This window comes from Deinococcus sedimenti, assembly GCF_014648135.1.
Classification (GTDB): domain Bacteria; phylum Deinococcota; class Deinococci; order Deinococcales; family Deinococcaceae; genus Deinococcus; species Deinococcus sedimenti.
Genome location: NZ_BMQN01000003.1, coordinates 111,734 through 137,284 on the forward strand (window position 1 = coordinate 111,734; position 25,551 = coordinate 137,284).

A 25,551-nucleotide genomic window follows, 5' to 3' on the forward strand; every position below is an offset into this window, starting at 1 on the left:
CACTCTCAGGAGAACATATGGCTCAGATTGTCGCTGTCACGGCCTGCCCCACCGGCATCGCCCACACCTTCATGGCCGCCGAGTCGCTGCGGCGCGCCGCCACCCAGGCCGGGCACACCCTGCACGTCGAGACGCAGGGCAGCGTCGGCACGCAGGACACCCTGACGGCCGCGCAGATCGCGCAGGCGGACCTCGTGATCCTCGCCACCGACGTCGCCGTGGACGAATCCCGCTTCGCCGGGAAGACCATCGTGCACGCCGGAACGCAGGACGCCATGCGTGATCCGGGGGCGCTGCTGGCCCGCGCCGGAAGCGCCGGGGCGCCCGCCGCCGCGGCGCAGGCCGGGCCGCTGCACGTCGTGGGCATCACCGCCTGCCCCACCGGCATCGCGCATACCTTCATGGCCGCCGAGGGCCTGGAGGGCGGCGCGAGGAAACTCGGGTACACCGCGAAGATCGAGACGCAGGGCAGCGTCGGCGCCGGGAACACCCTGACGCCCGACGACATCGCCCGCGCGGATCTGGTCGTCATCGCGGCGGACACCAACGTGGACCTGTCCCGCTTCACCGGCAAGCGCGTCTACGTGACCGGCACGAAGCCCGCCATCAAGGACGGCGCGGCCGTCATCACGGCGGCTCAGGCGCAGGCGACCGTGCACGGCGCGTCGGCGGCGGGCGGCGCGGACGCCAGCAGTCCCGACTACGTCGCGCAGGCCGCCGCCGCGAAAGCCGCGAAGAACGCGGGCACCCCCGCCTTCTACAAGCACCTGATGACCGGCGTGTCGCACATGCTGCCCTTCGTGGTCGCCGGCGGCCTGCTGATCGCGCTGGCCTTCGCCATCGGGTCGTTCCAGTTCGGGGATCAGGGCATCTTCATCTACGAGGACAAGTACGCCGGGACGCTCGGCAACACCCTCTTCAAGATCGGCGCGAACGGCGCGTTCGGCCTGTTCGTCCCAGTGCTCGCCGGGTACATCGCGTTCTCCATCGCCGACCGGCCCGGCCTCGCGCCCGGCATGATCGGCGGCTTCCTGGCGGGCCTGACCGGCAGCGGCTTCCTGGGCGGCATCATCGCGGGCTTCCTGGCCGGGTACCTCGTGCTGTGGCTGACCCGCAGCATCAAACTGCCCCGCACCCTTGAAGGCCTGAAACCCACCCTGATCCTGCCGCTGCTGGGCACGCTGGGCGTGGGCCTGCTGATGATGTTCGTGATCGGCAAGCCCGTCGCGGCGGCCCTGACCGGCCTGACCGCGTGGCTGCAGGGCCTGGGCAACACCAGCGCCGCGCTGCTCGGCGCGCTGCTGGGCGGCATGATGGCCTTCGACATGGGCGGCCCGATCAACAAGGCCGCGTACACCTTCAGCACCGGCCTGCTGGGCGCCAAGGTCTACGGCCCGATCGCCGCGACCATGGCCGCCGGGATGACCCCGCCCCTGGCACTGTTCCTCGCCACGCTGGTGTTCAAAAACCGCTTCACGAAGGACGAGGTCGAGGCCGGGAAGGCGGCGGGCGTGCTGGGCATCTCGTTCATCACCGAGGGCGCCATTCCCTTCGCGGCGCGTGATCCGCTGCGCGTCATTCCCAGCCTGATCGCGGGCAGTGCGGTCGCCGGGGCGATCAGCATGGCCGCCGGGTGCCTGCTGCGCGCCCCGCACGGCGGGATCTTCGTGCTGTTCATCCCGAACGCCGTCACGAACCTCCCCATGTACGTCGCGGCGATCGTGGCCGGCACCGTGGTCAGCACCCTGCTGCTCGGCGTCCTGAAACAACCCCTCGGCGAGGACGGCCTCCCGCTCAGCGCCGCCCGCACGCCCGTCGCAGCGGACTGACCGCGGTTCTCAGTTCCAGCGGGGGGCGTGCGTCACGCCCCCCGGTCTGGTTTCGCACCTCGTCACCCGAACGGCAGGATTGCCCCCACCTTCAGCGGGGCGGGCGGTGGTCGGTCACGCGGCGGAGTTTGCCGCCCTCGCTGCGCGGCAACTGGCCCGGCTCGCACAGTTCGCAGCGGACGGTCACGCCCACCTGCGCCTTGATCTGCCGCTCGATCTCCTCGCGCAGCGCGGCGCTGCCCTGCGGCACCTCGAGTTGCAGGGTCAGGTCGTCCAGGGTGCCGGTGCGGGTCAGGATCACGTGGTAGTGCGGACTGACGTGCCCCAGGCCCAGCAGCACCGCCTCGAGCTGCGTGGGGTACACGTTCACGCCGCGCAGGATGATCAGGTCGTCGCTGCGGCCCCGGATGATGTCCATGCGCCGCATGGTCCGCCCGGTGACGTTCTCACCGGGGATCAGGCGCGTGATGTCGCCGGTCCAGTAGCGCAGCAGCGGCAGGGCCGTGCGGGTCATGGACGTCAGCACCAGCACGCCCCACTCGCCGTCCGGCAGGGGCTCGCCCGTTTCCGGATGCACGATCTCCGGGTAGAAGTGATCCTCCCAGATGTAACTGCCGCGCTGCTCCCGGGTGTCCTCGCCGCTGACGCCCGGGCCGATGATCTCCGACAGGCCGTAGATGTTCGTGGCGCTCACGCCCAGGCCCTCCTGCACGCCCGCGCGGGTCTTCTCCGCCCAGGGCTCGGCGCCCAGCACCGCGTAGCGCAGGCTCAGATCGTGCGGCGCCACGCCGCGGCGGCGGAAGCCCTCGGCGAGTACCAGCGCGTAGCTGGGCGTGCAGGCGATCACCTCAGGCTGCAGGTCCAGGATCAGGTCCAGCTGCCGTTCGGTGCCGCCGCCCGAGACCGGCACGGTGCACAGGCCCAGTCGCTCGGCCCCCGCGTGTGTTCCCAGCCCTCCGGTGAACAGGCCGTACCCGTACGCGTTGTGGAAGGTCATGCCGGGCCGGGCGCCGGCGGCGTGCAGGCTGCGCGCCACCACCTCCGCGAAGACGTTCAGGTCGTTCTGGTCGTACGCGACGACCGTGGCCTTCCCGCTCGTGCCGCTGCTGGCGTGCACGCGGCGCAATTCGCTGCGGGGCGTGGCGACCAGCCCCAGGGGGTAGTGGGCGCGCAGGTCGGCTTTGCGCGTGAACGGAAAGGCCGACAGGTCCGTCAGGCTCCGCAGGTCGTCGGGGCGCAGGCCCGCGCCGTCCAGCCGGGCCCGCATCGGCGGCACGTGCGCCCACTGGCGCGCCAGCATGTCCTGCAGGCGCTGCAGTTGCAGGGCGCGCAGCTGGGGTTCAGGGAGACACTCGTGATCAGGCTGGAACACGTCCGGCGTCAGGGTCGGGGACTGCGGCATGGGACCTCCAGAGGTGGGTTGAGACGGGCAGATGCGCGTCAGTCTATCCTCACGGGGCCGGAGCGGCGGGCGGCGGAGCGCCGCGGTGTCCGGTCAGTCCGGCCCGCCGGGCGCCTCGTCCGGGTGCGTCCGCACGCAGTTCTTGCCGCCGCGTTTGGCGAGGTACATGGCCTGATCGGCGCGGGAGAACGCGTCACGGAACGACTCGCCGTCCGCCCAGAAGGTCACGCCGAGGCAGACCGTGACGGGCAGCCCGGCCAGCGGCGTGGCACCCACGGCCGCGCGGATGCGTTCGGCCAGGAGCACGCCGCCGGTCAGGTCTCCTGGGGCGAGGAGGACGAATTCCTCGCCGCCCCAGCGGGCGAGCAGGGTGCCGGGCGGGAGCTGGGATTCGACCGTCCGGGCCAGGTGCCGCAGGACGTCGTCGCCGATGGCGTGCCCGTGGGTGTCGTTAATGGCCTTGAAGTGATCGGCGTCCAGCACCAGCAGGGGCCGGCCCGGCTGCGCGAGGTCCTCGAAGCCGCGGCGGTTGAGCAGGCCGGTCAGGGGGTCGTGGGTGGCCAGGAAGGTGAGGAGGTGGGCACGTTCCACGACCTGACCGAGCGTCTGGCGCATGACGACCCCCACGCCCAGCAGCGCGAACATGCCCAGATTCACCCACTGACTCAGGGACCGGGTGCCGGGCGGGAGGCCGCTGAGCAGCTGGACCTCCAGGCGGTACGTGACGAGCAGCGCGACCGACAGCGGCAGGGACCACAGGGGGGGCAGGACGAGCAGCAGGCCCGCCACGATGAACAGCAGGACGCTGCCGAGCAGGTCGTGCCCCAGTACCTCGCCCGGGTGCAGCGCGTAGCCGAGCAGGAAGTTCAGGCCGCTGAGCAACAGCAGGCCCGCGAAGACGCGTTCGGCCAGATTCAGGCGGTGCTGGTCCCGCCAGACCAGCACGGTCAGCGCGACGCCGCTGAGCATCACGGCGCCGTGCGTGACCGCCAGACCGAGCGCGCCGGCCTGAACGAGGTGCAGCAGCAGCAGGATCAGCCCCGGCGAGGCCAGCAGCAGGGCCAGCAGGTAACCGCGCAGCTTGACCCGGGTCACGTCGGCGGTGAGGCCGGTCGTGCGGGTGGTCAGCTCTGGCGCGGTCGGCACTCTGTTCATGGGTCCTCGGGCCGTGGGTTCATGCTGCGCCTGCCCCTCTGACCGGACTCTTGCGGGCGGGAACGCGCGGCCCCCAGGGTGCCGGTCCGCGTCCGGTCGGAGCTTCCGGGACGGCTGGCCCTCACCGTGGTGTTCAGTCGCAGTGAAGGAGCGAACGGCCCGCCCTTCCACTTCACCTCCCACCGCCGCCTCGCTCAGGTGCTCGCTCTGAATTCTGCGGTCAGTGGGCGGCAGCGCCCCGGCGGGGAATCAGGTGCATGATGCCCGCGACGACCAGACCCACGATCAGCCCCACGACGGCGCTGACGAGGGTATCGACCAGCCACGTGACCAAACCCGCGATGGCCGGGATGGCCTCGGCGGCGCCGTGCGACAGGTCGTGCAGGAGGTCTTCAGGGGCGTGCCAGCCGAAGTCCGCGAGGCCCGCGATGATGATGTGCCCGCCCACCCACAGCATAGCGGCGGTACCAATGACGCCCAGGGCGCCCAGGATGATGGGCATGCCCTTGACGAGGCCCCGGCCGATGGCGCGGCCCGTGCCGGTGCGGGCCTGGGCGAGTTTCAGGCCGATGTCGTCCATCTTCACGATCAGGGCGACCACGCCGTACACGAGTGCGGTGATGAGCAGGGCGACGACCACGAGAATCACGGCGCGCTCCCCGAGCGGTTCGCTGGCGACCTCGGCCAGGGAGATGGCCATGATCTCGGCCGAGAGGATGAAGTCGGTGCGGATGGCGCCGCTGATCATCTTCTTCTCGTGGTCGGCGCTGCTCAGCCGGGCCTCGGTGGTGGCCTCCTCTTCGTGCCCGCCGCGGACCGCCTCGATGAGTTTCTCGGCGCCTTCAAAGCACAGGTACGCGCCGCCGAGCATCAGGATGGGCGGCATGGCCTGCGGCAGGAATTCGCTGAGCAGCAGCGCGACCGGCAGAATGAACACGATCTTGTTGCGCAGGGAGCCGCGCGCGATGCGCCAGATGATCGGCAGTTCCCGGTCGGGCGTGAAGCCGGTCACGTACCGCGGCGTGACGGCGGTGTCGTCCACGACGACGCCAACGGCTTTCACGCTGGCTTTCGCGGCGGCGGCGCCGATGTCGTCGATGGACGCGGCGGCGAGACGGGCGATGGCGGCCACGTCGTCGAGCAGGGCGACAAGGCCGCCGCTCACAGGCGGGCTCCGGGGGTGGGGGCGAGGTGCGGCATTCCCGTCCAGGGTAGCAGCCCGGTGCCGGGTGAGACTTCAGGCTCAAGGGTTGGTAGGGAACCCGCCCGGGCTGGCCCCGCGTGGTTCTCGCGCCTGCCCAGACACCTGTGCGGCCCGGGCAGGGCGGGGTGTATCCTGGGGCATCGGACAATCAGGCTGTCGTTCTGCATGGATAACCGTCAGCCCGCCCCCAGTTCGCACTTCAGGCGTCAACCATGCGCGGTTTCCCCCACCAGAGCTGTCGGGGGTGCGGCGCGATTGACGGTGTTCGGTGCAAGGGAGTGGGTGTGATGGTGGAACTGACGATCAACGGAACGGTGCGGCGGCTGCCGGCGGCGGCGCACACGACGCTGCTGGGCGCGCTGCGCGCCGAGGGCCTGACGGGCTGCAAGGAGGGCTGCGCGGAGGGTGAGTGCGGCGCGTGCGCGGTGCTCGTCGCCCGCGCGGACGGTGAGGGAACGCGCTGGGAGAGCGTGAACGCGTGCCTGGCGCTGCTGCCCGCACTGGACGGCGCGGAGGTCGTGACGAGCGAGGGCCTGGGCTCCCCGCAGGCGTTGCACCCGGCGCAGTCGGAACTGGCTTTCCGGGGCGGGTCGCAGTGCGGGTACTGCACGCCGGGCTTCGTGGTGAGCCTCGCGGCGGAGTACCTGCGCCCCGAACGCACGCCGGGCGAGCATGGCGAGGCGAACGGCTTCGACGTGCACTCGCTGAGCGGGAACCTGTGCCGCTGCACCGGGTACCGCCCGATCGTGGACGCGGCCCGCGCGCTGGGAACGCCCGTGGCGGGCGATCCGCTGGCGGCGCGGCGCTCACAGCCCGCTCCTCGCCCCCGGGCCACGCGGCTGGACGCCGCAGACGGCACCTTCCACCGCCCGGCCACGCTGGCGGAGGCGCTGGACCTGCTCGCGGCGCACCCGGACGCGCGGGTGCTGGCGGGCGGCACCGACTGGGGCGTGGACGTGAACCTTCGGCGCGCCCGCGCGGCCGTGACGGTCGCCGTGGACGCCCTGCCGGAGCTCCGCGCCTTCGAGATCGGGGGGGAGGTGATCCGGCTGGGCGCGGCCCTGACCCTCAGTGACCTGGAACGCCGATTGGGGGACCGCGTGCCCCTGTTGCAGGCGTGGTTCCCGCAGTTCGCGTCGCGGCTGATCCGCAATTCCGCCACGCTGGGCGGGAACCTGGGGACCGCCTCGCCCATCGGGGACAGCCCGCCGGTGCTGCTGGCGCTGGACGCTGAGCTGGAACTCGTCGGGCCGGGCGGCGTGCGCGTCGTGCCGCTGCGGGACTACTTCACCGGGTACCGGCAGACGGTACGCGCCACGGGCGAGCTGATCCAGGCGGTGCGGATCCCCACGCCGCTGGCCCCCGTGACGGCGTTCCACAAGATCGCCAAGCGGCGCTTCGACGACATCTCCAGCGTGGCGGTCGGGTACGCCCTGCGCGTGGAGGGCGGCGTGGTCACGCAGGCCCGAATCGGGCTGGGCGGGGTGGCCGCCACGCCCCTGCGAGCGTACGAGGCCGAGGCCGCGCTGGAGGGGCACCCCTGGACGGCCGACACCGCCCGCCGCGCCGCCCGCATCCTGGGCGCGACCGGCACGCCGCTGAGCGACCACCGCGCCAGCGCCGCGTACCGCGCGGCCATGCTGGAACAGAGCCTCCTGAAAGTCCACTGGGAGACCCAGGCGGAGGTGACGGCATGAGCGGGCACGAGGTTCCCCCCGGCGCCCCCGTAGGTCAGGCATTGGCGCACGAGAGCGCCGCGCTGCACGTGACCGGGCAGGCGCTGTACACCGACGACCTGGGCGTCCGGATGGCGGGGTTGCTGCACGCCTGGCCGGTCGGGTCGCCACACGCGCACGCGCGGGTGCTGAGTGTGGACGTCTCGCCCGCGCTGGCGGTGACGGGTGTGGCGCGAGTCCTGACGCGCGCGGACGTGCCCGGCGTGAACGACGCGGGCGTCAAGGGCGACGAGCCCCTCTTCCCGGAGGAGGTGATGTTCGTCGGGCACGCCGTGTGCTGGGTGCTGGCCGACAGCGAGGACGCCGCCCGCCAGGGCGCGGCCGCCGTGCAGGTCACGTACGAGCCGCTGCCGTCGCTGATCTCGCTGCGCGAGGCGATGGACGCGTCTTCCTTCCAGGGGGCGCAGTCCACCCTGCGGCGCGGGGACGTGACGGTGGGCCTCGCGCAGGCCGCGCACGTCTTCGAGGGCGAGTTCGAACTGGGCGGGCAGGAGCACTTCTACCTCGAGACGCACGCCTCGCTGGCGCACGTGGACGAGTCCGGGCAGGTGTTCATCCAGTGCAGCACGCAGCACCCCAGCGAGACGCAGGACATCACCGCGCACGTCCTGGGCCTGGATGCGAACGAGGTGACGGTGCAGTGCCTGCGCATGGGCGGCGGCTTCGGCGGGAAGGAGATGCAACCGCACGGCTTCGCGGCAATCGCGGCGCTCGGCGCGGTGCTCACCGGGCGGCCCGTGCGGCTGCGGCTCAACCGCACGCTGGACCTCACCATGACCGGCAAACGCCACCCCTTCCACGCGGCCTGGAAGGCGGGTTTCGACGCGGACGGGCGCTTCACGGCGCTACAGGTGCAGTTGACCAGTGACGGCGGCTGGAGCCTGGACCTGTCCGAGCCGGTTATGGCGCGCGCGCTGTGCCACGTGGACAACGCGTACTTCATCCCACACGTCGAGGCGCGCGGGCGGATCGCGCGGACGAACAAGACCTCCCAGACGGCCTTCCGGGGCTTTGGGGGACCGCAGGGCATGCTGGTCGTGGAGGACCTGCTGGGCCGCGTGGCGCCGCTGCTGGGCCTGGACCCGCACGAGTTGCGCCAGCGGAACTTCTACCGGCCGGGCGAGTGCACGCCGTACGGGCAGCCGGTCCGGCACGCCGAGCGCCTCGGGACGATCTGGACCGAACTGCTGGCGTCCAGCGACTTCCACGCCCGCCGCGATCAGGTGGCGGCCTTCAACGCCGCGAATGAACACGTCAAGCGCGGACTGGCGGTCACGCCCGTCAAGTTCGGGATCTCCTTCAACTTCACGGCGTACAACCAGGCGGGCGCGCTGGTGCACGTGTACAAGGACGGCTCGGTCCTCGTGAACCACGGCGGGACCGAGATGGGCCAGGGCCTGCACACGAAGATGCTGCAGGTCGCCGCGACCGCGCTGGGCGTGCCGCTCGCCTCGGTGCGGCTCGCGCCGACGCGGACGGACAAGGTCCCGAACACCAGCGCCACGGCGGCCAGCAGCGGCGCGGACCTGAACGGCGGCGCGGTGAAGGACGCCTGCGACCAGATCCGCGCCCGCCTGTCGGAGGTCGCCGCCGGGCGGCTGGCCGTCCACCCGGACGACGTGCGCTTCGAGGCGGGCCGGGTGTTCCCGCTGGGTCACCCCGAGCGGGGCTTCACGTTCCGGGAACTCGTGCACGACGCGTACCACCGCCGCACGCAGCTGTGGGCGGCAGGCTTCTACCGCACGCCGGACCTGCACTGGGACCGCGAGGCGATGCAGGGCGAACCGTTCAAGTACTTCAGTTACGGCGCGAGCGTCACCGAGGTGGAACTCGACGGCTTCACCGGCGCGTACCGCGTGCTGCGGGCCGATCTGCTGCACGACGTCGGGGACAGCCTCTCACCGCTGATCGACCTGGGTCAGGTCGAGGGCGGGTACCTGCAGGGCCTGGGCTGGCTGACCCTGGAGGAACTCCGGTGGGACGAGTCCACCGGAGCGGGACGGGGGCGCTTGCTCACGCAGGCGGCCAGCACGTATAAATTGCCTTCGCTCTCGGAGCTGCCCGCGGACTTCCGCGCCGCGCTCCTGCGGCAGGCCACCGAGACCGGCGTGGTGTACGGCAGCAAGGCAGTCGGGGAACCCCCGCTGATGCTGGCGATCTCCGCCCGCGAGGCCATCCGCGCCGCGTGCGCCGCCTTCGGCCCGCCCGGCACCCCCACCCCCCTCGCGTCCCCGGCCACGCCGGAGGCCGCGTTCTGGGCGCTGCACGCCGCCCGCACCCCCTCACACCCCGACGCGCCCCGCGCGACCGAAGGAGACCCGACATGACCGAAGCCGCCCTGCTCATCACGGCCCCCCTGCCCGCCAGCGCCCTGAGCGCCGCCGACCTCCAGCTGCTGCACGCCGACCTGCCCGTGGACGGCCCGCGCTTTCTCGAAGACGAGGAGCTCGACGCGGACGCGCTGGCACTGCTGGAATGGGACGCCGAACTGCCCCTGAGCCCGCAGGACCTGCTGCCGCTGGAATGGACCCGCACACCCTGAGTGTCGGTGCGGGCGGCCCGGCATGGCTGACGGCCCTCGCGCGGCTCTCCGCGCGGGGCGAGGCGGCCGTGCTCGTGACCGTCAGCGCCGCGCGTGGGCACACGCCGCGCGAGGCGGGCGCGCGGATGGTCGTCAGCCTGACCGGCACGTGGGGCAGCGTGGGCGGCGGGAACCTCGAGGCGACCGCTGCCGCGCGCGCCCGCGCCCTGATCCACACCGGCGTCCAGGCGTCCGAGACGCTGACGCTGCGCCTGACCGACCGCGCCGCGAACGAGCACGGGCGGCAGTGCTGCGGCGGCGAGGTCGCGCTGCACCTCGACCCCGTCCTGCACGCGCGGGCGCAGGTGGCGGTGTTCGGGGCCGGGCACGTGGGCCTGGAACTCGCGCGGCTGCTCGCGCGGCACCCGGTGGGGCTGCACCTGATCGACTCGCGCGCCGCGCAGCTGACCCCCGAGCGCCTCGCATCTTTGCAGGATGCGGAAGCTCACGTCACGGCGCACCATGCGCCCATCCCGGAACTCGTGCTGGAGGACCTGCCGCCCGGCACGCACGTGCTGATCCTCACGCATGACCACGCCGAGGACGCCGCGATTCTCGACGCCGCGCTGCGCCGCCCCGTCCACGGCTTCCTGGGCCTGATCGGGTCGAGCGCCAAGTGGACCCGCTTCCAGGCGCAACTGCGCGAACTCGGCCATTCCCCGGAGGCCCTGGCGCGCGTGACCTCCCCGATCGGCCTGCCCGAATTGAACGCCGGACCTCAGCGCAAGCACCCGGCGGTGATCGCGCTGAGTGTCGCTGCGCAGCTGCTTCCCTACCTCACGCTCACGCCGGACCTGACCCCGGCCCCCGAAAGGACCCCATGACCACGCTGTACCGCGCCACCTTCCTGCACACCCCCGAAAACCCCTTCACGCACGCGGACGCGCTGCGCGCCGAATCCGACGGCGGTCTGCTCGTCGAAGGCGGCGTGATCCGCGCCCGTGGCGCGTTCGCGGACCTGCGCGCCGCGCACCCGGACGCGCCCGTCACCGACCTGCGCGGCGGGCTGCTGCTGCCGGGCTTCATCGACACGCACGTGCACCTGCCGCAGGTCCGCGTCATCGGCGGGCTGGGCCTGCCGCTGCTGGACTGGCTGGACCAGTGCGCGCTGCCCGAGGAGGCCCGCATGGCCGACGTCGCCTACGCGCGCGGCGTCGCGCGGGACTTCACGCGCGGCCTGCTCGGCGCGGGCACCACCACCGCGCTGGTGTTCGGGTCGCACTTCGCCGGGGCGGTGGATGCCTTCTTCGAGGAGGCCGCGCAGACCGGGCTGCGCGCCGTGGCGGGCCTGGTCGTCAGCGACCGCCTGTTGCGGGATGAACTGCACACCACCCCCGAACGCGCCTATGCCGAGGGGAAGGCCCTGATCGAACGCTGGCACGGCGTGGGCCGCAACCTGTATGCGGTCACGCCCCGCTTCAGCCTCTCGGCGTCCGAGGGCGTCCTCGACGCCTGCGCCGCGCTGATGCGCGAGCATCCCGGCGTGCGCTTCACCAGCCATGTCAACGAGAACACCCGCGAGATCGAGGTCGTCCGCGAACTGTTCCCCGGCGCGCGCGACTACCTCGACACCTACGAGCGCGCCGGACTCATCGGGCGCCACAGCGTCCTGGCTCACAACGTGCACCCCAGCGACCGCGAACTGGGCGTCATGGCCGCCGCGCGCTGCACGGCCGCGCACTGCCCGTGCAGCAACTCCGCGCTCGGCAGTGGGTTCTTCCCACTGCGCCGCCACCTCGATGCGGGCGTTCACGTGGCCCTGGGCAGTGACGTGGGCGGCGGCACCGGCTTCAGCCTCCTCAAGGAGGGCCTGCAGGCGCATTTCATGCAGAACCTCATGCCGGGCGGCGTGCCCCTGAGCCCCGCGCACCTGCTGTACCTCGCCACGAAGGCCGGAGCCGACGCGCTGGACCTGCTCGACGTCGGCGCGTTCGAGCCGGGCCAGCAGTTCGACGCCCTGCACCTCGCGCCCGCGCCCGGCACGCCGCTGGACGCCGTGTTCCGTCACGCCGCCAGCCCCGAGCGGGCCCTGGCCGCCGCGTTCGCCACCGGCACGCCCGGTGACGTCGCGCAGGTGTGGATCGGCGGGCAGGTCGCGCACACCCGCGCCTGACGGCCACCGGGCCGCACCGGCCCCTCCGGGGGCATGGTGCCCGGCCAGAGGGTGTGTCACAGTGAATGTCCGATGAGACCGAAGCTGCACACGGTCCTCGCCCTGGCGTTCGCCGGGGCGATCCTGCTGTTCGGCAGCGTCACCCTGATCCTCCTGGACCGGCTGGCCAGCGCCGCCCTGGCGCAGCGCACGCAGGCGGCGCTGCTGGGTCAGGCGCAGCAGCTCAGCGCCCAGCTGGACGCCGGCCTGACCGAACGACTGCGCGACCTCACGCAGCTCAGCCGCCTGCTCGGTGACCGCGCCGCGCCCCGGCGCCCGCTGCTGGACAGCCTCAAGTCGGCGTTCCCCAGTTACGCCTGGATCGGCGTGACCGACCCCACCGGGCGGGTGCTGGCCGCGACGGGCGGCCTGCTCGAAGGGCAGGACGTCTCCGCCCGGCCCTGGTTCCAGCGTGGCCGCGAGGGCCCCTGGCTGGGCGACGTGCACGAGGCGAAACTGCTGGCCCGGCTCCTGCCGCCCGCCGCGGACGGCCCCCGCCGGTTCGTGGACGTCACCGTGCCGCTGCGCGACCCGCAGGGCCGACTCAGCGGCGTGCTGGGCGCCCACCTGGACTGGGCGTGGGTGCAGGAGGCCCGCGCCGACCTGGTGCGGCAGCTTGACCCGGAATCCGGCGTCACGATCCGCCTGATCAGCGCGGCCGGACAGGTGCTGATCGGCCCGCCGAGACCGGCGCGGCCCACCGGCGCCGTGGTGGCGTCCAGTGGGCTGCCGGACGGCACGCTGCTGGGCTGGCAGGTCGAGGTCAGCCAGCCCGCCGCGCTGGCCTACGCGGACCTGACGCGCTTCCGCCGCGCGGCGCTGACCGCGCAGGCCCTGCTGACCGCGCTGTTCGCGGCGCTGGGCGTGGTGGTCGCCGGGCGCCTGACGCGGCCGCTGCAGCAGCTGCGCGGCGCGGCCACCCAGGTGCAGACCGGCGCGCGGGACGTCCGCATTCCGCAGGTCGGGGAGTACGAGGAGGCCCGGCGGCTGGCCGCGGCGCTGCAGCACCTGCTGGACACGCTGCGCACCCACGAACGCGGCCTGGAGGACCGGATCGCGCAGCGGACCCGTGAGCTGGAGGAACGCACCCGCGAGGCCGAGGCGCTCGCCGCCCTGGCCGCCCTGGCGGCGGCGGACGGGCGGGTCGTGCAGGCCGCCGTGGACGCGGCCGGCATCCTGAGGGCGGCGCTGGAACTGCCGGCCGCGGCGCTGGTGAGCCCCGCCATGCCCACCCAGAGCCGCGTGTTCCCCGCGTCGGGCGCGCCGTGGCCGGCACCGCCGGCGTCGTGGTCCGCGCAGGGCGGGTCGGCCCCGCCCGGCTGGCCGGACGCGGTGACGCTGCTGCCCCTGCCGACCGGGCCGCAGGAGAGGCTGCTGCTGCTGCTGCCGGTCCGGCCGGGGGTGGGAGCGCGGCTGACGTTGGCCGCGCAGCAGGCAGTGCGGGTGCGGGCCGAACGGACCCGGGCGCTGGACATCCTGAACCGCGCCGCGCATCAGGACGCCCTGACGGGGCTGCATAACCGCCGGGCGCTGGATGACGACCTGCACGCGTTGGCTCAGCGGCCGTCGACGCTGGTCGTCATGGACCTCGACGGCCTCAAGCGGTTGAATGACCGTGAAGGGCACGCGGTGGGCGACGCGCTGCTGCGGTCGTTCGCGCTGGCCCTGACGCGGGCGTTCCCGCAGGGCCGGGTGTACCGGATGGGCGGTGACGAGTTCGCGGTGCTGCTGGACGGAACCCTGAGCGACGAGGACCTGAACGGCGCCGTGATCCGCGCGGTCAAGGGCACCCGGCAGAGCGGCTTCGACATGGACGCCAGCGCCGGGTTCGCCCGCCTGCCGGACGACGAGGCGCAGGGCACCCACCTGATCCGCCTGGCCGACCAGCGGATGTACGCGGTGAAACGGGCCCGGCAGGCGCAGCGGTTCCTCACGCCGCCCTGAAGCATGCAGGGTGGGCGGCGGTCCACACTCCGGTGTTCACCCCCCGGACGCGGCTTTCAGGTCGCGTCGATCCAGGCGCTGAGTGTGCCTTTCGGCGCGGCGCCCACCTGCCGTCCGGCCAGCTGCCCGTTCCGGAACAGCAGCAGGGTGGGAATGCCCTGCACCTGATACTGCCCCGGGGCGTGGGGGTGGTCGTCGACGTTGACCTTCACGACCTTGAGCTTCCCGGCACGTTCGCGCGCGAGGTCTTCCAGCACGGGACCGATGACGCGGCAGGGACCGCACCAGGGCGCCCAGAAGTCCACGAGGACCGGCACGCCCGCCTGCACGTCCTGCGTGAAGGTGGCGTCGGTGCCCTGGATCAGCCAGGGCAGCGCCGCGCCGCAGCGGGCGCAGGTTGGCACCTGCCCGGCGGGGACGGTGGTCACGCGGTTCTTCGCGCCGCACGCGGCGCAGGTCAGCACGTCGCTCATGCCTCCGAGTATGCGCGCCGCGCGGCCAGGGCGCGCTTTACGGAAACTGAACACTGGCCCGCTAGGGTGGGCGGCATGAATAAGATCCTGACCCTCCTGCTGGCCGCGTCCCTGAGCGTCTCCCCTGCCCTGGCTCAGATGGATCACTCCGGGCATGCCATGACGGGCGTGGCGGGCACCAGCGGGCCGAACCTGATAGCCATGAGCGGGAAGGCGTTCGACCGGGCGTACCTGAGCATGATGATCGCGCATCATCAGGGCGCGCTCGACATGGCGCGCGCCGCGCAGCCGCGCCTGAAAGACGCGAAGGTGAAGGCGTGGGCGGCGGCCGTGATCAAGGACCAGACCCGGGAGATCACGCAGATGAACACGTGGCTCAAGGCGCTGGGCGGGGTGGACGGAGCGGCGCGCATGCACATGCAGGGCATGATGGCGGGCATGATCGCGCCCATGAAGACGGCGGCGGATGCGGACCGGGCGTTCGTGCAGGGCATGCTCCCGCACCATCAGGGCGCGCTGGAGATGGCGGGCGGGGCGCTGCAGCGCAGCAGTGACGCGCGGGTGCTGAAACTGTCGCGCGACATCGTGCGGGCTCAGGCGGAGGAGATGTACCAGTACCGCCTGTGGCTGCTGCGCTGAGCCGCTAGGCTGGGTGGTCATGGCGCGCGTACTCATCGTGGATGACGACCCGGCGATCCTGGAGATCCTGGGCGCGTACCTCCGGGCGGACGGGCATGACGTTCTGGAAGCCCGCAGCGGCCCGGAGGCGCGCGCGCTGCTGCCCGGCGTGGACCTCGCGGTGCTCGACTGGATGCTGCCCGGCGTGAGCGGACTGGACCTCGCGCGGGAGCAGCGCCGCGCGCAGCCGGACTTCCCGATGCTGCTGCTCAGCGCGCGCGGGGAGGAGGAAGACCGCCTCTCGGGCCTGGAGGTCGGGGCGGACGATTACGTCACCAAGCCCTTCTCGCCGCGTGAGGTGGTGGCGCGCGTGCGGGCGCTGCTGCGGCGCAGTGGCGTGCGGGACGTGGTGGGCGGCGGCGGCCTGAGCGTGAACGGGCGCACGCGGGAGGCGGCGCTGGACGGTCAGCCGCTGACGCTGACGCGGCTGGAGTTCGACCTGCTGCTGACACTGGCCAGCCACCCGGGGCTGGTGTGGACGCGCGAGCGGCTGCTCGACCGCGTGTGGGGCGGGGACGACCCGGTGGTGGAGCGGGTGGTGGACGTGCACCTGGCCGGATTGCGCCGCAAGCTGGGTGAGGACGCCGCCCGCCCGCGCTTCATCGAGACGGTCCGCGGCGTCGGGTACCGCTTCCGGGACGGCGCGTGAAGCTGTTCCCGCGTCTGTTCCTGGCGCACCTGCTGGCGATCCTGGTGGCGCTGGGGGCGCTGCTGCTGGTGGCGGAACTGACGCTGCCGGGCGTGTATCAGCATCACGTGGACCAGATGGTGCAGGCCATGGGGGACCGGGGGCGTTCCCTGCGGCCGGACCTGGAGGCCGGCATGCGGGGCGCACTGAACGGGGCGCTGCTGCTGGCGCTGCCGTTCGCGGCGGGTGCGGCGGCCGTGACGGCGCTCGTCACGTCGCGGCGGGTGGTGCGGTCGGTGGCGCTGCTGGGTGACGGCAGCCGGGACCTGGCGGGCGGGCAGTACGCGCGGCGCCTGCCGGAATCGGGACGGGATGAACTGGCGGACCTGGCGCGGAACTTCAACCGGCTGGCGGCGGCGCTGGAACGGGTGGAGCAGGACCGCGTGGCGCTGATCGGCGAGGTGGGGCATGAGCTGCGCACGCCGCTGGCGGCCCTGCGGGGGTACAGCGAGGCCCTGTCTGACGGGGTGCTGACGCCAGCGGCGGTGTCGCCCGCCATCGAGCGGGAGGTGCGCTGTCTCGAGCGGCTGGCGCAGGATCTGAGTCTGGTTTCACGGGCGGAGGCGGGGCACGTGGAGTTGCAGGTGCGGCCGCTGCCGGTGCAGGAGCTGCTCGACGCGGCGCGGGACCGCTTCGCGGAGGTGTTCGTGGCGCGGGACGTGCAGTTGACGCTGCCCGGGTCCCCCGCGTGGGTCATGGCCAACCCGCAGCGGGCGGGACAGGTGCTGGCGAACCTGCTGCACAACGCGGCGCGGCACACCCCGGCGGGCGGGTCGGTGCGTGTGACGGTCGAGGACGCGGGGTCGGGCGTGGCCGTCACGGTGCGGGACACCGGGCCGGGCATCCCGCCGGAGCACTTGGAGCGGATCTTCGAGCGCTTCTACCGGGTGAACGAGGCCCGCACGCGCGGTGAGGGGAGCGGGGTGGGCCTGACGATCGCGCGGGCGCTGGCGCGGCGGATGGGCGGGGACCTGACGGTCACGTCGGGCGGGGACGGAAGTGCGTTCCGGTTCGTGCTGGCGCGCGCGGCGCCCGGTTCCTGGCCCGCGCGGTCCTGACCGCAGGAGTCACAGCGGTGGGATCGGCAGTCAGTGAGTGTGCGGACTGCCGCTGGACGCCGGCACGTCGGGCCGGTGGGTGAGCTGGGCCGGGTCGGGGGCGGGCCAGCCGAGCACCTGCTGCTCGAATGCCGGGCCGGGCAGCGGGCGCGCCAAGAAGTACCCCTGCAGGTAATCGCCCTCGACTGCCTCCACGAACGCCACCTGCACCTCCCGTTCCAGGCCTTCCACGGTGACGTGCAGTTTCAGGGCGTGCGCCATTAGGATGATCGCCCGCACGATCTTCGCGGCCGCGCCGGTCCCCTCCCCGAGGTCGTGCACGAACGACCGGTCGATCTTCAGGCCGTGCAGCGGCAGGCGGTGCAGGTAGCTCAGGCTGCTGTACCCGGTGCCGAAGTCGTCGAGGCTCAGGTGCACGCCCAGGCCGTGCAGCTGCTCGAGGGTCTCGGCGGCGTTCGGCACGTCGAGCAGGACCGACTCGGTGATTTCGAGGGTCAACAGGGCCGGGTTGAGGCGGCTGGCGTTCAGGGCGTCGGTGACGTGCTGCAGCAGGTCCGGCGCCCAGAACTGCCGGGCGCTGAGGTTCACGTTGACGCGCAGGCCGGGGTGGGTGGCCTGCCAGCGGGCGGCCTGCCGGGCCGCTTCGCACAGCACCCACGCGCCGATGGGGACGATCAGGCCGGTGCTTTCGGCCAGGGGGATGAAGTCGGCGGGGCTGATCAGGCCTCGGGTGGGGTGGCGCCAGCGCAGGAGGGCTTCGGCGGCGACGGGGTGGCGCGCGCCGGCCTGGAAGAGGCCCTGGTAGTGCAGTTCGAATTCCTGGCCGGTCAGGGCGGTGTGCAGGTCGCTTTCCAGGCTGATGACGGGCGTGCCCTTGGTGGCGTGGGGGTCGAAGGTCGCCACGGTACGGCCGGCGCGTTTGGCGTCGTACATGGCCATGTCGGCCTGGCTGAGCAGGACTTCGGCTTCCTGCCCCTGGACTGGCGCGAAGGTCAGGCCCAGGCTGCAGGACATGAACAGCGGCTGGCCGGACACCATGAACGGTTCGTGGAAGACGTCGTCGATGCGGCGTTTGATGCCGGTCTCGAAGCGCTCGCGGTTGGTGAAGGGCAGCAGGAGGGTGAATTCGTCGCCGCCCATGCGGGCCAGTACGTCGGAGGGCCGCAGCGCGCGGCGCAGCCGGACGCCGACCTGCCGCAGCAGTTCGTCGCCGGCGGTGTGGCCGAGGGTGTCGTTGACGTGTTTGAAGCGGTTCAGGTCGAGCATGCCCACGGCGAGCTGAGCGCTGCCGGCGGCGCGGTGGGTTTCGCTCAGCGCGCGGCGCAGGTGCTCGAGGTACAGGGCGCGGTTGGGCAGGCCGGTCAGGCCGTCGAACAGGGCCATGCGCTGCAGCTGCTGCTGCGCGGCGCGGCGGTCGAGGAGGGTGGCGGCGAACTCCAGGATGTCGTGCAGGCTGCGCTGCTCGCTGGCGGTGGGGGCGCCGGTGTGGACGCTGAACAGCGTGAAGACGCCCAGGGTGTCCTGGCCGTCGGCGCTGCAGATGGGCAGGACCCACAGGCTGCGCAGGTCGTTGCGTAGCAGCAGGTCGCCCATGCGGACCTCGGTGGAGTCGGCGATGTTCTCGATGATCACGGGCTGGCCGGTGCGGACGGCGGTCTGGGTGACGCCGACCGGTTCGGTCAGGTCGATGGTGCGCCGCTGGGCGGTGATGTATTCGCGCACTTCGGCGGGCAGGACGGCGCTGCTGGCGGCCAGCGTGAGCTGCTGGTCGTGTTTCAGCCAGGCGGTGGGGGCGCGGGTGGGGAAGGAGAGGGCCAGCAGCTGGCACAGGCCGTCGAGGACGTCCTCGATGGGACGGCCGGCGCTGGTGAGTTCCAGGACGTTGCGGCGCGCCTCCTCGAACTGGGTGCGGCGCACGTCGGCCGTCACGTCGCGCTGCACGCTGACCCAGTGCGTGTACCAGCCGCGTTCGTCCGCGACGGGCACGATGCTCAGGTTCACCCAGATGGGCGTGCCGTCCTTGCGGTAGTTCAGGACGGTCTCGTTGACCTTGCGCCAGCGGCGCAGCCGGTCGCTGATGCGGGCCAGGACGGCGCGGTCGGTGTCGGGGCCCTGTAGGATGCGGGGGGTCTGTCCGATGATCTCGTCGGGGGTGTAGCCGGTCGCGCGGGTGAACGCGGCGTTGACGTACACCACGCGGGGACCGGGGTAGAGCGAGGGGTTGGCTTCGGCGATCACCACGGCGTCCTGGGCGGAGACGGCGACGGATTCCAGCAGGCGCAGCCGCTCGCGTTCGTGCCGGGCGCGGGTGACGTCGCGCAGGACGATGGTGACGCCGCCGGGGCTGTGGTGGACGCGGCCGTCGAACCAGCGTCCGGTCTCGTCGCTGAGGTCCACGCTGCGGCGCTCTCCGCTGGCGAGCACCTCTTCCACGGCGAGGTGCAGGCTGGTGCGGCACAGCCATCCCGGCAGGGGGTGGTAGACGCGCGCGCCCAGTTGCCGCTCGGCTTCCTCGTTGACGTACATGAGTTCGCAGTCGTGGTCGAGGGCCATCACGGCGTCGTCGAGGCTGCTCAGGACGGCCGCCATGCGTTCGCGGGACGCCTGGAGTTCCCGTTGCAGCCGGAACTTCTCGACGGCGCGGTCCACGCCGCGCTGCAGGAGTTCAGCCGACAGGCTTCCCTTGTTCAGGTAGTCCTGCGCGCCGGCCTGCAGGGCGTCCACGGCGATCTGCTCTCCGGCCGCGCCGGTCAGCAGGACCACGGCGCAGGGGGGGTGGTGGTCCCGCAGGAATTCCACTCCGGTCATGTCCGGCAGGTTGTAGTCCAGCAGGATGCAGTCCGGTGGGGTGGCCGCGGCGCGCAGCCACGCCAGGCCGTCCTCGCCGAGCGGGCAGTGGTGAATGCGCACGGTCCGGGGGTTGCCGCGGCGCAGCAGCCGCAGGTACAGCTCGGCGTCCTCCGGGCTGTCGTCCACGATCAGGACTGACAGGTCAGCGGGGGCTTCGGTGTCAGTCGGGGGCGTCATACCCTGATCGTACGCACGGTCTATTTCAGGAGCGTTTCAAGCGGGCCGCATGAATGCCGGTGCGGGCGCCGGGGCGCATTCAGTCGGCGCCGTGGGGGACCGGGGCACCCGGCGGGTCCGGGGGGGCGGTGCGGGCGCCGCGCCAGTACTCGATGAGGTGCAGCACCTGCCGCTCGAGTTCACTCTGAAGCAGCGGTTTGACCAGGTACCCCGAGGCGTGTTCGGCGTACGCGGCGCGGATGTCGGCCGGAGCGGCGCTGATCGTCAGGATGACCACGGGAATGCCGCGCGTTCGGGGTTCGGCTTTCAGGCGGCGCAGCACGCTCAGCCCGCCGTCGCCGGGCAGGAACAGGTCCAGCAGGATCAGGTGTGGGGTGGGGGCGTCGGGCCGGGTGAGGTGGGCGGTGGCGGCCTCCGCCGTCTGGGCCACCGAGAGCTGCACGTCGCTGAACTGCGATTCGATCGCGTCCTGCAGCAGCAGCAGGTCGGTGAGGTGGTCATCAATGATCAGCAGATGGAACGGCGTGGTCATGATGCCTGCAGTGTGCTGAGCAGGACATGAAGGTGGATGTGGACCGACCGAAGGGCCCTGCAGGTGGGCGGGGCGTGCGCCGGGGTCCACTGAGCTGCGAATCAGCTAAAGGCTTCATGAAGTCATCTGCACCACGGACCTTCATGGAATCCCGATCTTAAGCTGGTGAACCCTGCCCTCATCACGTCCTGCCCTTCACGCGGAGGCGCCGCGTGACCGCCGTCCCGGACTTTGAACCCAGTCTGCTGCTGCACGCCCTCCAGGCCTACCGGCGTGGCGACTTCACCGTGCGGCTGCCCGTGAACTGGGACGGCGTGGGCGGCAAGATCGCCGACGCCTTCAACGACGTCGTGGAGGAATCCGCGCGGATCGCGCAGGACGCCGCGCGGGTGGGCCGCACCGTCGGCAAGGAAGGGAACGTCAAGCAGCGCATCCCGCTGGGCACCACCACCGGCAGCTGGGCCGCGCTGATCGAGGACGTGAACGAACTGGTGGACGACCTGGTGTGGCCCACCACCGAGATGACGCGCGTGGTCACCGCCGTCGCGCACGGGGACCTGTCGCAGCTGATGGCAACCGAGGTGAACGGGCAGCCCATGCAGGGCCAGTTCCTGCAGATCGTGTCCACCGTGAACACCATGGTCGGCCAGCTGAACTCCTTCGCGGGCGAGGTGACCCGCGTGGCGCGCGAGGTGGGCACCGAGGGCAAACTGGGCGGACAGGCCCAGGTGGCCGGGGTGGGCGGCGTGTGGCGCGACCTGACCGAGAACGTGAACGGCATGGCGAACAACCTCACCAGTCAGGTGCGCAACATAGCCGACGTCACCACCGCCGTCGCCAACGGCGACCTCAGCCGCAAGATCACCGTGGACGCCCGCGGCGAGATCCTCGACCTGAAGAACACCATCAACACCATGGTCGACCAGCTCAACGCCTTCGCCGAGGAGGTCACGCGCGTGGCGCGCGAGGTGGGCACCGAGGGCCGCCTGGGCGGTCAGGCCGACGTGCGCGGCGTGGGCGGCACCTGGAAGGACCTCACCGACAACGTGAACTCCATGGCCGCCAACCTGACCGGGCAGGTGCGCAACATCGCCGACGTGACCACCGCCGTCGCCAACGGCGACCTGTCGAAGAAGATCACGGTGGCCGCGCAGGGTGAGATCCTGGAGCTGAAGAACACCATCAACATCATGGTCGACCAGCTGAACTCCTTCGCGGGCGAGGTCACCCGTGTGGCGCGCGAGGTGGGGACCGAGGGCCGCCTGGGCGGTCAGGCGGACGTGCGCGGCGTGGGCGGCACCTGGAAGGACCTGACCGACAACGTGAACGGCATGGCGAACAACCTCACCAGTCAGGTGCGCAACATCGCCGACGTGACTACCGCCGTCGCCAACGGCGACCTCAGCCGCAAGATCACCGTGGACGCCCGCGGCGAGATCCTCGACCTGAAGAACACCATCAACACCATGGTCGACCAGCTCAACGCCTTCGCGTTCGAGGTCACCCGCGTGGCCCGCGAGGTGGGCACCGAGGGCAAACTCGGCGGGCAGGCCCAGGTCGCCGGGGTGGGCGGCACCTGGAAGGACCTCACCGACAACGTGAACTCCATGGCGAACAACCTCACCGATCAGGTGCGCAACATCGCCTTCGTGACCACCTCGGTCGCCACCGGGGACCTGTCGAAGAAGATCACCGTGGACGTCAAGGGCGAGATCCTCGACCTGAAGAACACCATCAACACCATGGTCGACCAGCTCAACGCCTTCGCGGGCGAGGTGACCCGCGTGGCGCGCGAGGTGGGCACCGAGGGCAAACTCGGCGGACAGGCCCAGGTCGCCGGGGTGGGCGGCACCTGGAAGGACCTCACCGACAACGTGAACTCCATGGCGAACAACCTCACCGATCAGGTGCGCGGCATCGCGCGGGTCGTGACGGCCGTCGCCGGCGGGGACCTGAACCGCAAACTGAACGTCAAGGCGCAGGGTGAGATCGCCGAGCTGGCCGAGACGATCAACTCCATGATCGACACGCTCGCCACGTTCGCCCAGCAGGTCACGACCGTCGCGCGCGAGGTGGGCACCGAGGGCAAACTGGGCGGGCAGGCGAACGTGCCCGGCGCGAGCGGCACCTGGAAGGACCTCACCGACAACGTGAACGGCCTCGCGGCGAACCTCACCACGCAGGTGCGCGCCATCGCCGAGGTCGCCACCGCCGTCACCAAGGGCGACCTGACCCGCAGCATCTCCGTGGAGGCCAGCGGGGAGGTGGACGCGCTGAAGAACAACATCAACGAGATGATCGTGAACCTGCGCGACACCACCGAGAAGAACACCGAGCAGGACTGGCTGAAGACCAACCTCGCCAAGTTCACCGGGATGCTGCAGGGCCAGCGGGACCTGCTGACCGTCAGCCGCCTGATCCTCTCCGAACTCGCGCCGCTCGTGCGCGCCAAGCACGGCGTGTTCTACACCCTCGACGAGGACGCCTCCGCGCCCGCGCTGCAGCTCCAGGCCAGCTACGCGTACCGTGAACGCAAGGGCCTGGGCAACCGCTTCCGGCTGGGTGAAGGCCTGGTCGGGCAGGCCGCGCTGGAACAGCAGGCCATCGTCCTGACCGACGTCCCCGGCGACTACGTGCAGATCAACAGCGGCCTGGGCGCCGCGACCCCCACCACCATCGTCGTGCTGCCCGTCGTGTTCGAGGGCCAGACCAAGGCCGTGATCGAACTGGCGTCCTTCGAGCGCTTCAGCGCCACGCACATGAGCTTCCTCGAGCAGTTCACCGAATCGGTCGGCATCGTCCTGAACACCATCCAGGCGACCATGCGCACCGAGACGCTGCTGCGCCAGTCGCAGAGCATGGCCCAGGAACTCCAGAGCCAGCAGGAGGAACTGCGCCAGACCAACGAGGAACTCGAGGAGAAAGCCCGCCTGCTCGCCGACCAGAACCGCGAGGTCGAAACGAAGAACCAGCAGGTGGAAGCCGCCCGGCACGCGCTGGAGGAAAAAGCCGCGCAGCTGGCCCTGACCAGCAAGTACAAGAGCGAATTCCTGGCGAACATGAGCCACGAACTGCGCACCCCGCTGAACAGCCTGCTGCTGCTCGCCAACCAGCTGCGCGACAACCCCGAGGGGAACCTCACCGACCAGCAGAAGACGTACGCCAAGACCATCTACGGCGCCGGGAACGACCTGCTGAACCTCATCAACGACATCCTGGACCTCAGCAAGATCGAATCCGGCACCGTCAGCGCCGACCCCACCAACGTGCCCCTGTCGCACGTGCGCGAAGCGGTGGAGAGCACCTTCGCGCACGTCGGCGCGGGTAAGGACGTCTCGCTGGTCCTGGACTTCGACCCGGGCCTGCCGCGCACCATCCTCACCGACGACACCCGCCTGCTGCAGATCCTCAAGAACCTGCTGTCGAACGCGTTCAAGTTCACCTCGCGGGGCAGCGTCACCCTGCAGGTCGAACCCACCACGCACGGCTGGAGTCCCGACCAGCACGTCCTGAACCGCGCCACGCAGGTCGTCGCGTTCCGCGTGTCGGACACCGGCATCGGCATCCCCGCGGACAAGCAGCGACTGATCTTCGAGGCGTTCCAGCAGGCCGACGGGTCCACCAGCCGCAAGTACGGCGGCACCGGCCTGGGCCTGGCGATCAGCCGCGAACTGGCCCGCATCCTGGGCGGCGAGATCACCCTGCAGAGCACGCCCGGCGAGGGCAGCGTGTTCACGCTGTACCTCCCGGTGCGCTACCAGGCGCAGGGCACCCTCGACACGGCGGCGCTGCCCGGCGGCGCCTGGCCCGCCGCGGTCAGCCCCACCCCGCTGCCGCCCGCGCCGCGGCTCGCCCCCGGCCCGGCCGAGGAGCCCGTCAGCACCGTGCTGGACGACCGCGCCAGCCTGCAACCCGGCGACCGTACCCTCCTGATCGTCGAGGACGATCCCACCTACGCCGCGACGCTGCTGGACCTCGCGCACGAACGGGGCTTCATGGGCCTGATCGCCGCGCGCGGCGACGAGGCGCTGCGGCTCGCGCAGGACTACCGCCCGCAGGCGATCACGCTGGACCTCGCGCTGCCCGACACGAACGGCTGGGCGGTCCTGGACCGGCTCAAGCACGACCCGCACACCCGCCACATCCCGGTGCACGTCATCAGTGGCCAGGAACCCAGCATCGTCAGCCGCAAGCTCGGCGCGCTGGACCACACCACCAAGTCCGGGAGCCGCCAGGACCTCGCGGGCGTCTTCACGAACCTCGAGGCGTTCCTGGCCCGGCGCGTCAAGCGGGTGCTGATCGTCGAGGACGACGACACGCAGCGCGAGAGCATCGAGACCCTGATCGCCGACACGGACGTGGAGACCACCTCGGTCACCACCGGCGCGGACGCGCTGGCCGCCCTGGCCGACACGGCGTTCGACTGCGTGGTGCTGGACCTGCACCTGCCGGACATGACGGGCTTCGAACTCATGGCGACCCTGCACGACACGCCCGCCTACCGGGCCATGCCGATCATCGTGTACACCGCGCAGGACCTCACCCGCGCGCAGGAGGCCGAACTGCGCCGCGCCGCGAAATCCATCATCCTGAAAGACGTCCGCTCGCCCGAGCGGCTGCTGGACGAGGTGACGCTGTTCCTGCACCGCGTGGAGGCCAGCCTGCCCGAGAGCAAACGGCAGGCGCTGGACGCCGCCCGGCAGCAGGAACCCGCCCTGCACGGCAAGAAGGTCCTCGTCGTGGACGACGACATCCGCAACATCTTCGCGCTGACCGCCGTGCTCGAGCGGCACCAGATCGAGATCCTGACCGCCGAGAACGGCCGCGAGGCGATCAGCACCCTCGACGCGCACCCGGACACCGACCTGATCCTGATGGACGTCATGATGCCCGAACTCGACGGGTACGAGACCACCCGGCTGATCCGCGCCCGGCCCGACTTCCGCACGCTGCCGATCATCTCGCTGACCGCCAAGGCCATGCCCGGCGACCGCGAGCAGTCCATCGAGTCCGGCGCGAGCGACTACATCAGCAAACCCGTGAACACCGCCCAGCTGCTGTCCCTGCTGCGGGTCTGGCTCTCCAAGTGACC

At 71.6% G+C, this 25,551-nt stretch carries 17 protein-coding genes; 11 read left to right on the forward strand and 6 right to left on the reverse strand.

Features of this window, described 5'->3' with window-relative positions; all coding sequences use genetic code 11:
• The first annotated feature begins 17 nt into the window (after nt 1-17).
• Nucleotides 18-1,829: a PTS fructose-like transporter subunit IIB gene (locus IEY69_RS09665; RefSeq protein WP_189072953.1), complete on the forward strand. Its 1,812-nt coding sequence runs from the start codon at nt 18-20 to the stop codon at nt 1,827-1,829.
• Between the two features lie 91 nt (nt 1,830-1,920).
• Here the strand turns inward: IEY69_RS09665 and IEY69_RS09670 are convergent, their stop codons facing one another.
• From IEY69_RS09670 to IEY69_RS09680, 3 genes are all read right to left on the reverse strand, one after another.
• Nucleotides 1,921-3,201: an AMP-binding protein gene (locus IEY69_RS09670; RefSeq protein ID WP_189073119.1), complete on the reverse strand. Its 1,281-nt coding sequence runs from the start codon at nt 3,199-3,201 to the stop codon at nt 1,921-1,923.
• A 123-nt stretch (nt 3,202-3,324) separates the two neighbouring features.
• Nucleotides 3,325-4,386 carry a GGDEF domain-containing protein gene (locus tag IEY69_RS09675; protein ID WP_189072954.1) on the reverse strand — a complete coding sequence of 354 codons (1,062 nt, stop codon included), beginning with the start codon at nt 4,384-4,386 and terminating at the stop codon, nt 3,325-3,327.
• A gap of 220 nt (nt 4,387-4,606) precedes the next feature.
• The gene (locus IEY69_RS09680) at nt 4,607-5,551 is read right to left on the reverse strand and encodes a DUF808 domain-containing protein (protein ID WP_189072955.1); all 945 of its coding nucleotides are present in this window, start codon (nt 5,549-5,551) and stop codon (nt 4,607-4,609) included.
• A 326-nt stretch (nt 5,552-5,877) separates the two neighbouring features.
• Here IEY69_RS09680 and IEY69_RS09685 point away from each other — a divergent pair, with 326 nt between their 5' ends.
• The 6 genes from IEY69_RS09685 to IEY69_RS09710 all read left to right on the forward strand — a co-directional run bounded on the left by IEY69_RS09685 (nt 5,878) and on the right by IEY69_RS09710 (nt 14,003).
• Complete coding sequence (locus IEY69_RS09685) at nt 5,878-7,287, forward strand: xanthine dehydrogenase small subunit (RefSeq protein WP_189073120.1); 1,410 nt, start codon at nt 5,878-5,880, stop codon at nt 7,285-7,287.
• A complete protein-coding gene (gene xdhB, locus IEY69_RS09690) occupies nt 7,284-9,653 on the forward strand; it encodes a xanthine dehydrogenase molybdopterin binding subunit (RefSeq protein ID WP_189072956.1) in 2,370 nt (789 codons plus the stop codon). The genes IEY69_RS09685 and xdhB overlap by 4 nt, the downstream gene beginning before the upstream one ends.
• Nucleotides 9,650-9,868 carry a hypothetical protein gene (locus IEY69_RS09695; protein WP_189072957.1) on the forward strand — a complete coding sequence of 73 codons (219 nt, stop codon included), beginning with the start codon at nt 9,650-9,652 and terminating at the stop codon, nt 9,866-9,868. The genes xdhB and IEY69_RS09695 overlap by 4 nt, the downstream gene beginning before the upstream one ends.
• Nucleotides 9,850-10,731 (forward strand): xanthine dehydrogenase accessory protein XdhC, encoded by an 882-nt coding sequence (gene xdhC / locus IEY69_RS09700; RefSeq protein WP_189072958.1) that lies wholly within the window; start codon nt 9,850-9,852, stop codon nt 10,729-10,731. The genes IEY69_RS09695 and xdhC overlap by 19 nt, the downstream gene beginning before the upstream one ends.
• Nucleotides 10,728-12,020 (forward strand): guanine deaminase, encoded by a 1,293-nt coding sequence (gene guaD, locus IEY69_RS09705; RefSeq protein WP_189072959.1) that lies wholly within the window; start codon nt 10,728-10,730, stop codon nt 12,018-12,020. Before xdhC ends, guaD begins: the two co-directional genes overlap by 4 nt.
• Before the next feature lie 72 nt (nt 12,021-12,092).
• Nucleotides 12,093-14,003, forward strand: coding sequence for a sensor domain-containing diguanylate cyclase (locus IEY69_RS09710; protein WP_189072960.1), 1,911 nt, complete (start codon nt 12,093-12,095; stop codon nt 14,001-14,003).
• 56 nt (nt 14,004-14,059) lie between these two features.
• Here IEY69_RS09710 and trxA read toward each other — a convergent pair whose 3' ends face one another.
• Nucleotides 14,060-14,476, reverse strand: coding sequence for a thioredoxin (gene trxA / locus IEY69_RS09715; RefSeq protein WP_189072961.1), 417 nt, complete (start codon nt 14,474-14,476; stop codon nt 14,060-14,062).
• Nucleotides 14,477-14,551: 75 nt separating this feature from the next.
• Between trxA and IEY69_RS09720 the strand changes: the two genes are divergently transcribed.
• The 3 genes from IEY69_RS09720 to IEY69_RS09730 are packed head-to-tail and all read left to right on the forward strand — an operon-like array spanning nt 14,552 to nt 16,900.
• Nucleotides 14,552-15,115 carry a DUF305 domain-containing protein gene (locus IEY69_RS09720; RefSeq protein WP_189072962.1) on the forward strand — a complete coding sequence of 188 codons (564 nt, stop codon included), beginning with the start codon at nt 14,552-14,554 and terminating at the stop codon, nt 15,113-15,115.
• A 19-nt stretch (nt 15,116-15,134) separates the two neighbouring features.
• A complete protein-coding gene (locus IEY69_RS09725; RefSeq protein WP_189072963.1) occupies nt 15,135-15,803 on the forward strand; it encodes a winged helix-turn-helix domain-containing protein in 669 nt (222 codons plus the stop codon).
• A complete protein-coding gene (locus tag IEY69_RS09730; RefSeq protein ID WP_189072964.1) occupies nt 15,800-16,900 on the forward strand; it encodes a sensor histidine kinase in 1,101 nt (366 codons plus the stop codon). Before IEY69_RS09725 ends, IEY69_RS09730 begins: the two co-directional genes overlap by 4 nt.
• A gap of 30 nt (nt 16,901-16,930) precedes the next feature.
• Here IEY69_RS09730 and IEY69_RS09735 read toward each other — a convergent pair whose 3' ends face one another.
• Together IEY69_RS09735 and IEY69_RS09740 are read right to left on the reverse strand one after the other, a co-directional pair.
• Nucleotides 16,931-19,927 (reverse strand): EAL domain-containing protein, encoded by a 2,997-nt coding sequence (locus tag IEY69_RS09735; protein ID WP_189072965.1) that lies wholly within the window; start codon nt 19,925-19,927, stop codon nt 16,931-16,933.
• A 79-nt stretch (nt 19,928-20,006) separates the two neighbouring features.
• Nucleotides 20,007-20,459 (reverse strand): response regulator, encoded by a 453-nt coding sequence (locus IEY69_RS09740; protein ID WP_189072966.1) that lies wholly within the window; start codon nt 20,457-20,459, stop codon nt 20,007-20,009.
• A gap of 212 nt (nt 20,460-20,671) precedes the next feature.
• Between IEY69_RS09740 and IEY69_RS09745 the strand changes: the two genes are divergently transcribed.
• The gene (locus tag IEY69_RS09745; protein WP_189072967.1) at nt 20,672-25,549 is read left to right on the forward strand and encodes a response regulator; all 4,878 of its coding nucleotides are present in this window, start codon (nt 20,672-20,674) and stop codon (nt 25,547-25,549) included.
• Nucleotides 25,550-25,551: the final 2 nt, after the last annotated feature.

Bases quoted from the DNA above. Each gene is read 5' to 3' on its own strand.
- xdhB (WP_189072956.1), top strand. From the start codon at position 7,284: ATGAGCGGGCACGAGGTTCCCCCCGGCGCCCCCGTAGGTCAGGCATTG.
- IEY69_RS09740 (WP_189072966.1), bottom strand. From the start codon at position 20,459: ATGACCACGCCGTTCCATCTGCTGATCATTGATGACCACCTCACCGAC.
- IEY69_RS09695 (WP_189072957.1), top strand. From the start codon at position 9,650: ATGACCGAAGCCGCCCTGCTCATCACGGCCCCCCTGCCCGCCAGCGCC.
- IEY69_RS09735 (WP_189072965.1), bottom strand. From the start codon at position 19,927: ATGACGCCCCCGACTGACACCGAAGCCCCCGCTGACCTGTCAGTCCTG.
- guaD (WP_189072959.1), top strand. From the start codon at position 10,728: ATGACCACGCTGTACCGCGCCACCTTCCTGCACACCCCCGAAAACCCC.
- xdhC (WP_189072958.1), top strand. From the start codon at position 9,850: ATGGACCCGCACACCCTGAGTGTCGGTGCGGGCGGCCCGGCATGGCTG.
- trxA (WP_189072961.1), bottom strand. From the start codon at position 14,476: ATGAGCGACGTGCTGACCTGCGCCGCGTGCGGCGCGAAGAACCGCGTG.
- IEY69_RS09675 (WP_189072954.1), bottom strand. From the start codon at position 4,386: ATGAACAGAGTGCCGACCGCGCCAGAGCTGACCACCCGCACGACCGGC.
- IEY69_RS09710 (WP_189072960.1), top strand. From the start codon at position 12,093: ATGAGACCGAAGCTGCACACGGTCCTCGCCCTGGCGTTCGCCGGGGCG.
- IEY69_RS09685 (WP_189073120.1), top strand. From the start codon at position 5,878: ATGGTGGAACTGACGATCAACGGAACGGTGCGGCGGCTGCCGGCGGCG.
- IEY69_RS09665 (WP_189072953.1), top strand. From the start codon at position 18: ATGGCTCAGATTGTCGCTGTCACGGCCTGCCCCACCGGCATCGCCCAC.
- IEY69_RS09720 (WP_189072962.1), top strand. From the start codon at position 14,552: ATGAATAAGATCCTGACCCTCCTGCTGGCCGCGTCCCTGAGCGTCTCC.
- IEY69_RS09725 (WP_189072963.1), top strand. From the start codon at position 15,135: ATGGCGCGCGTACTCATCGTGGATGACGACCCGGCGATCCTGGAGATC.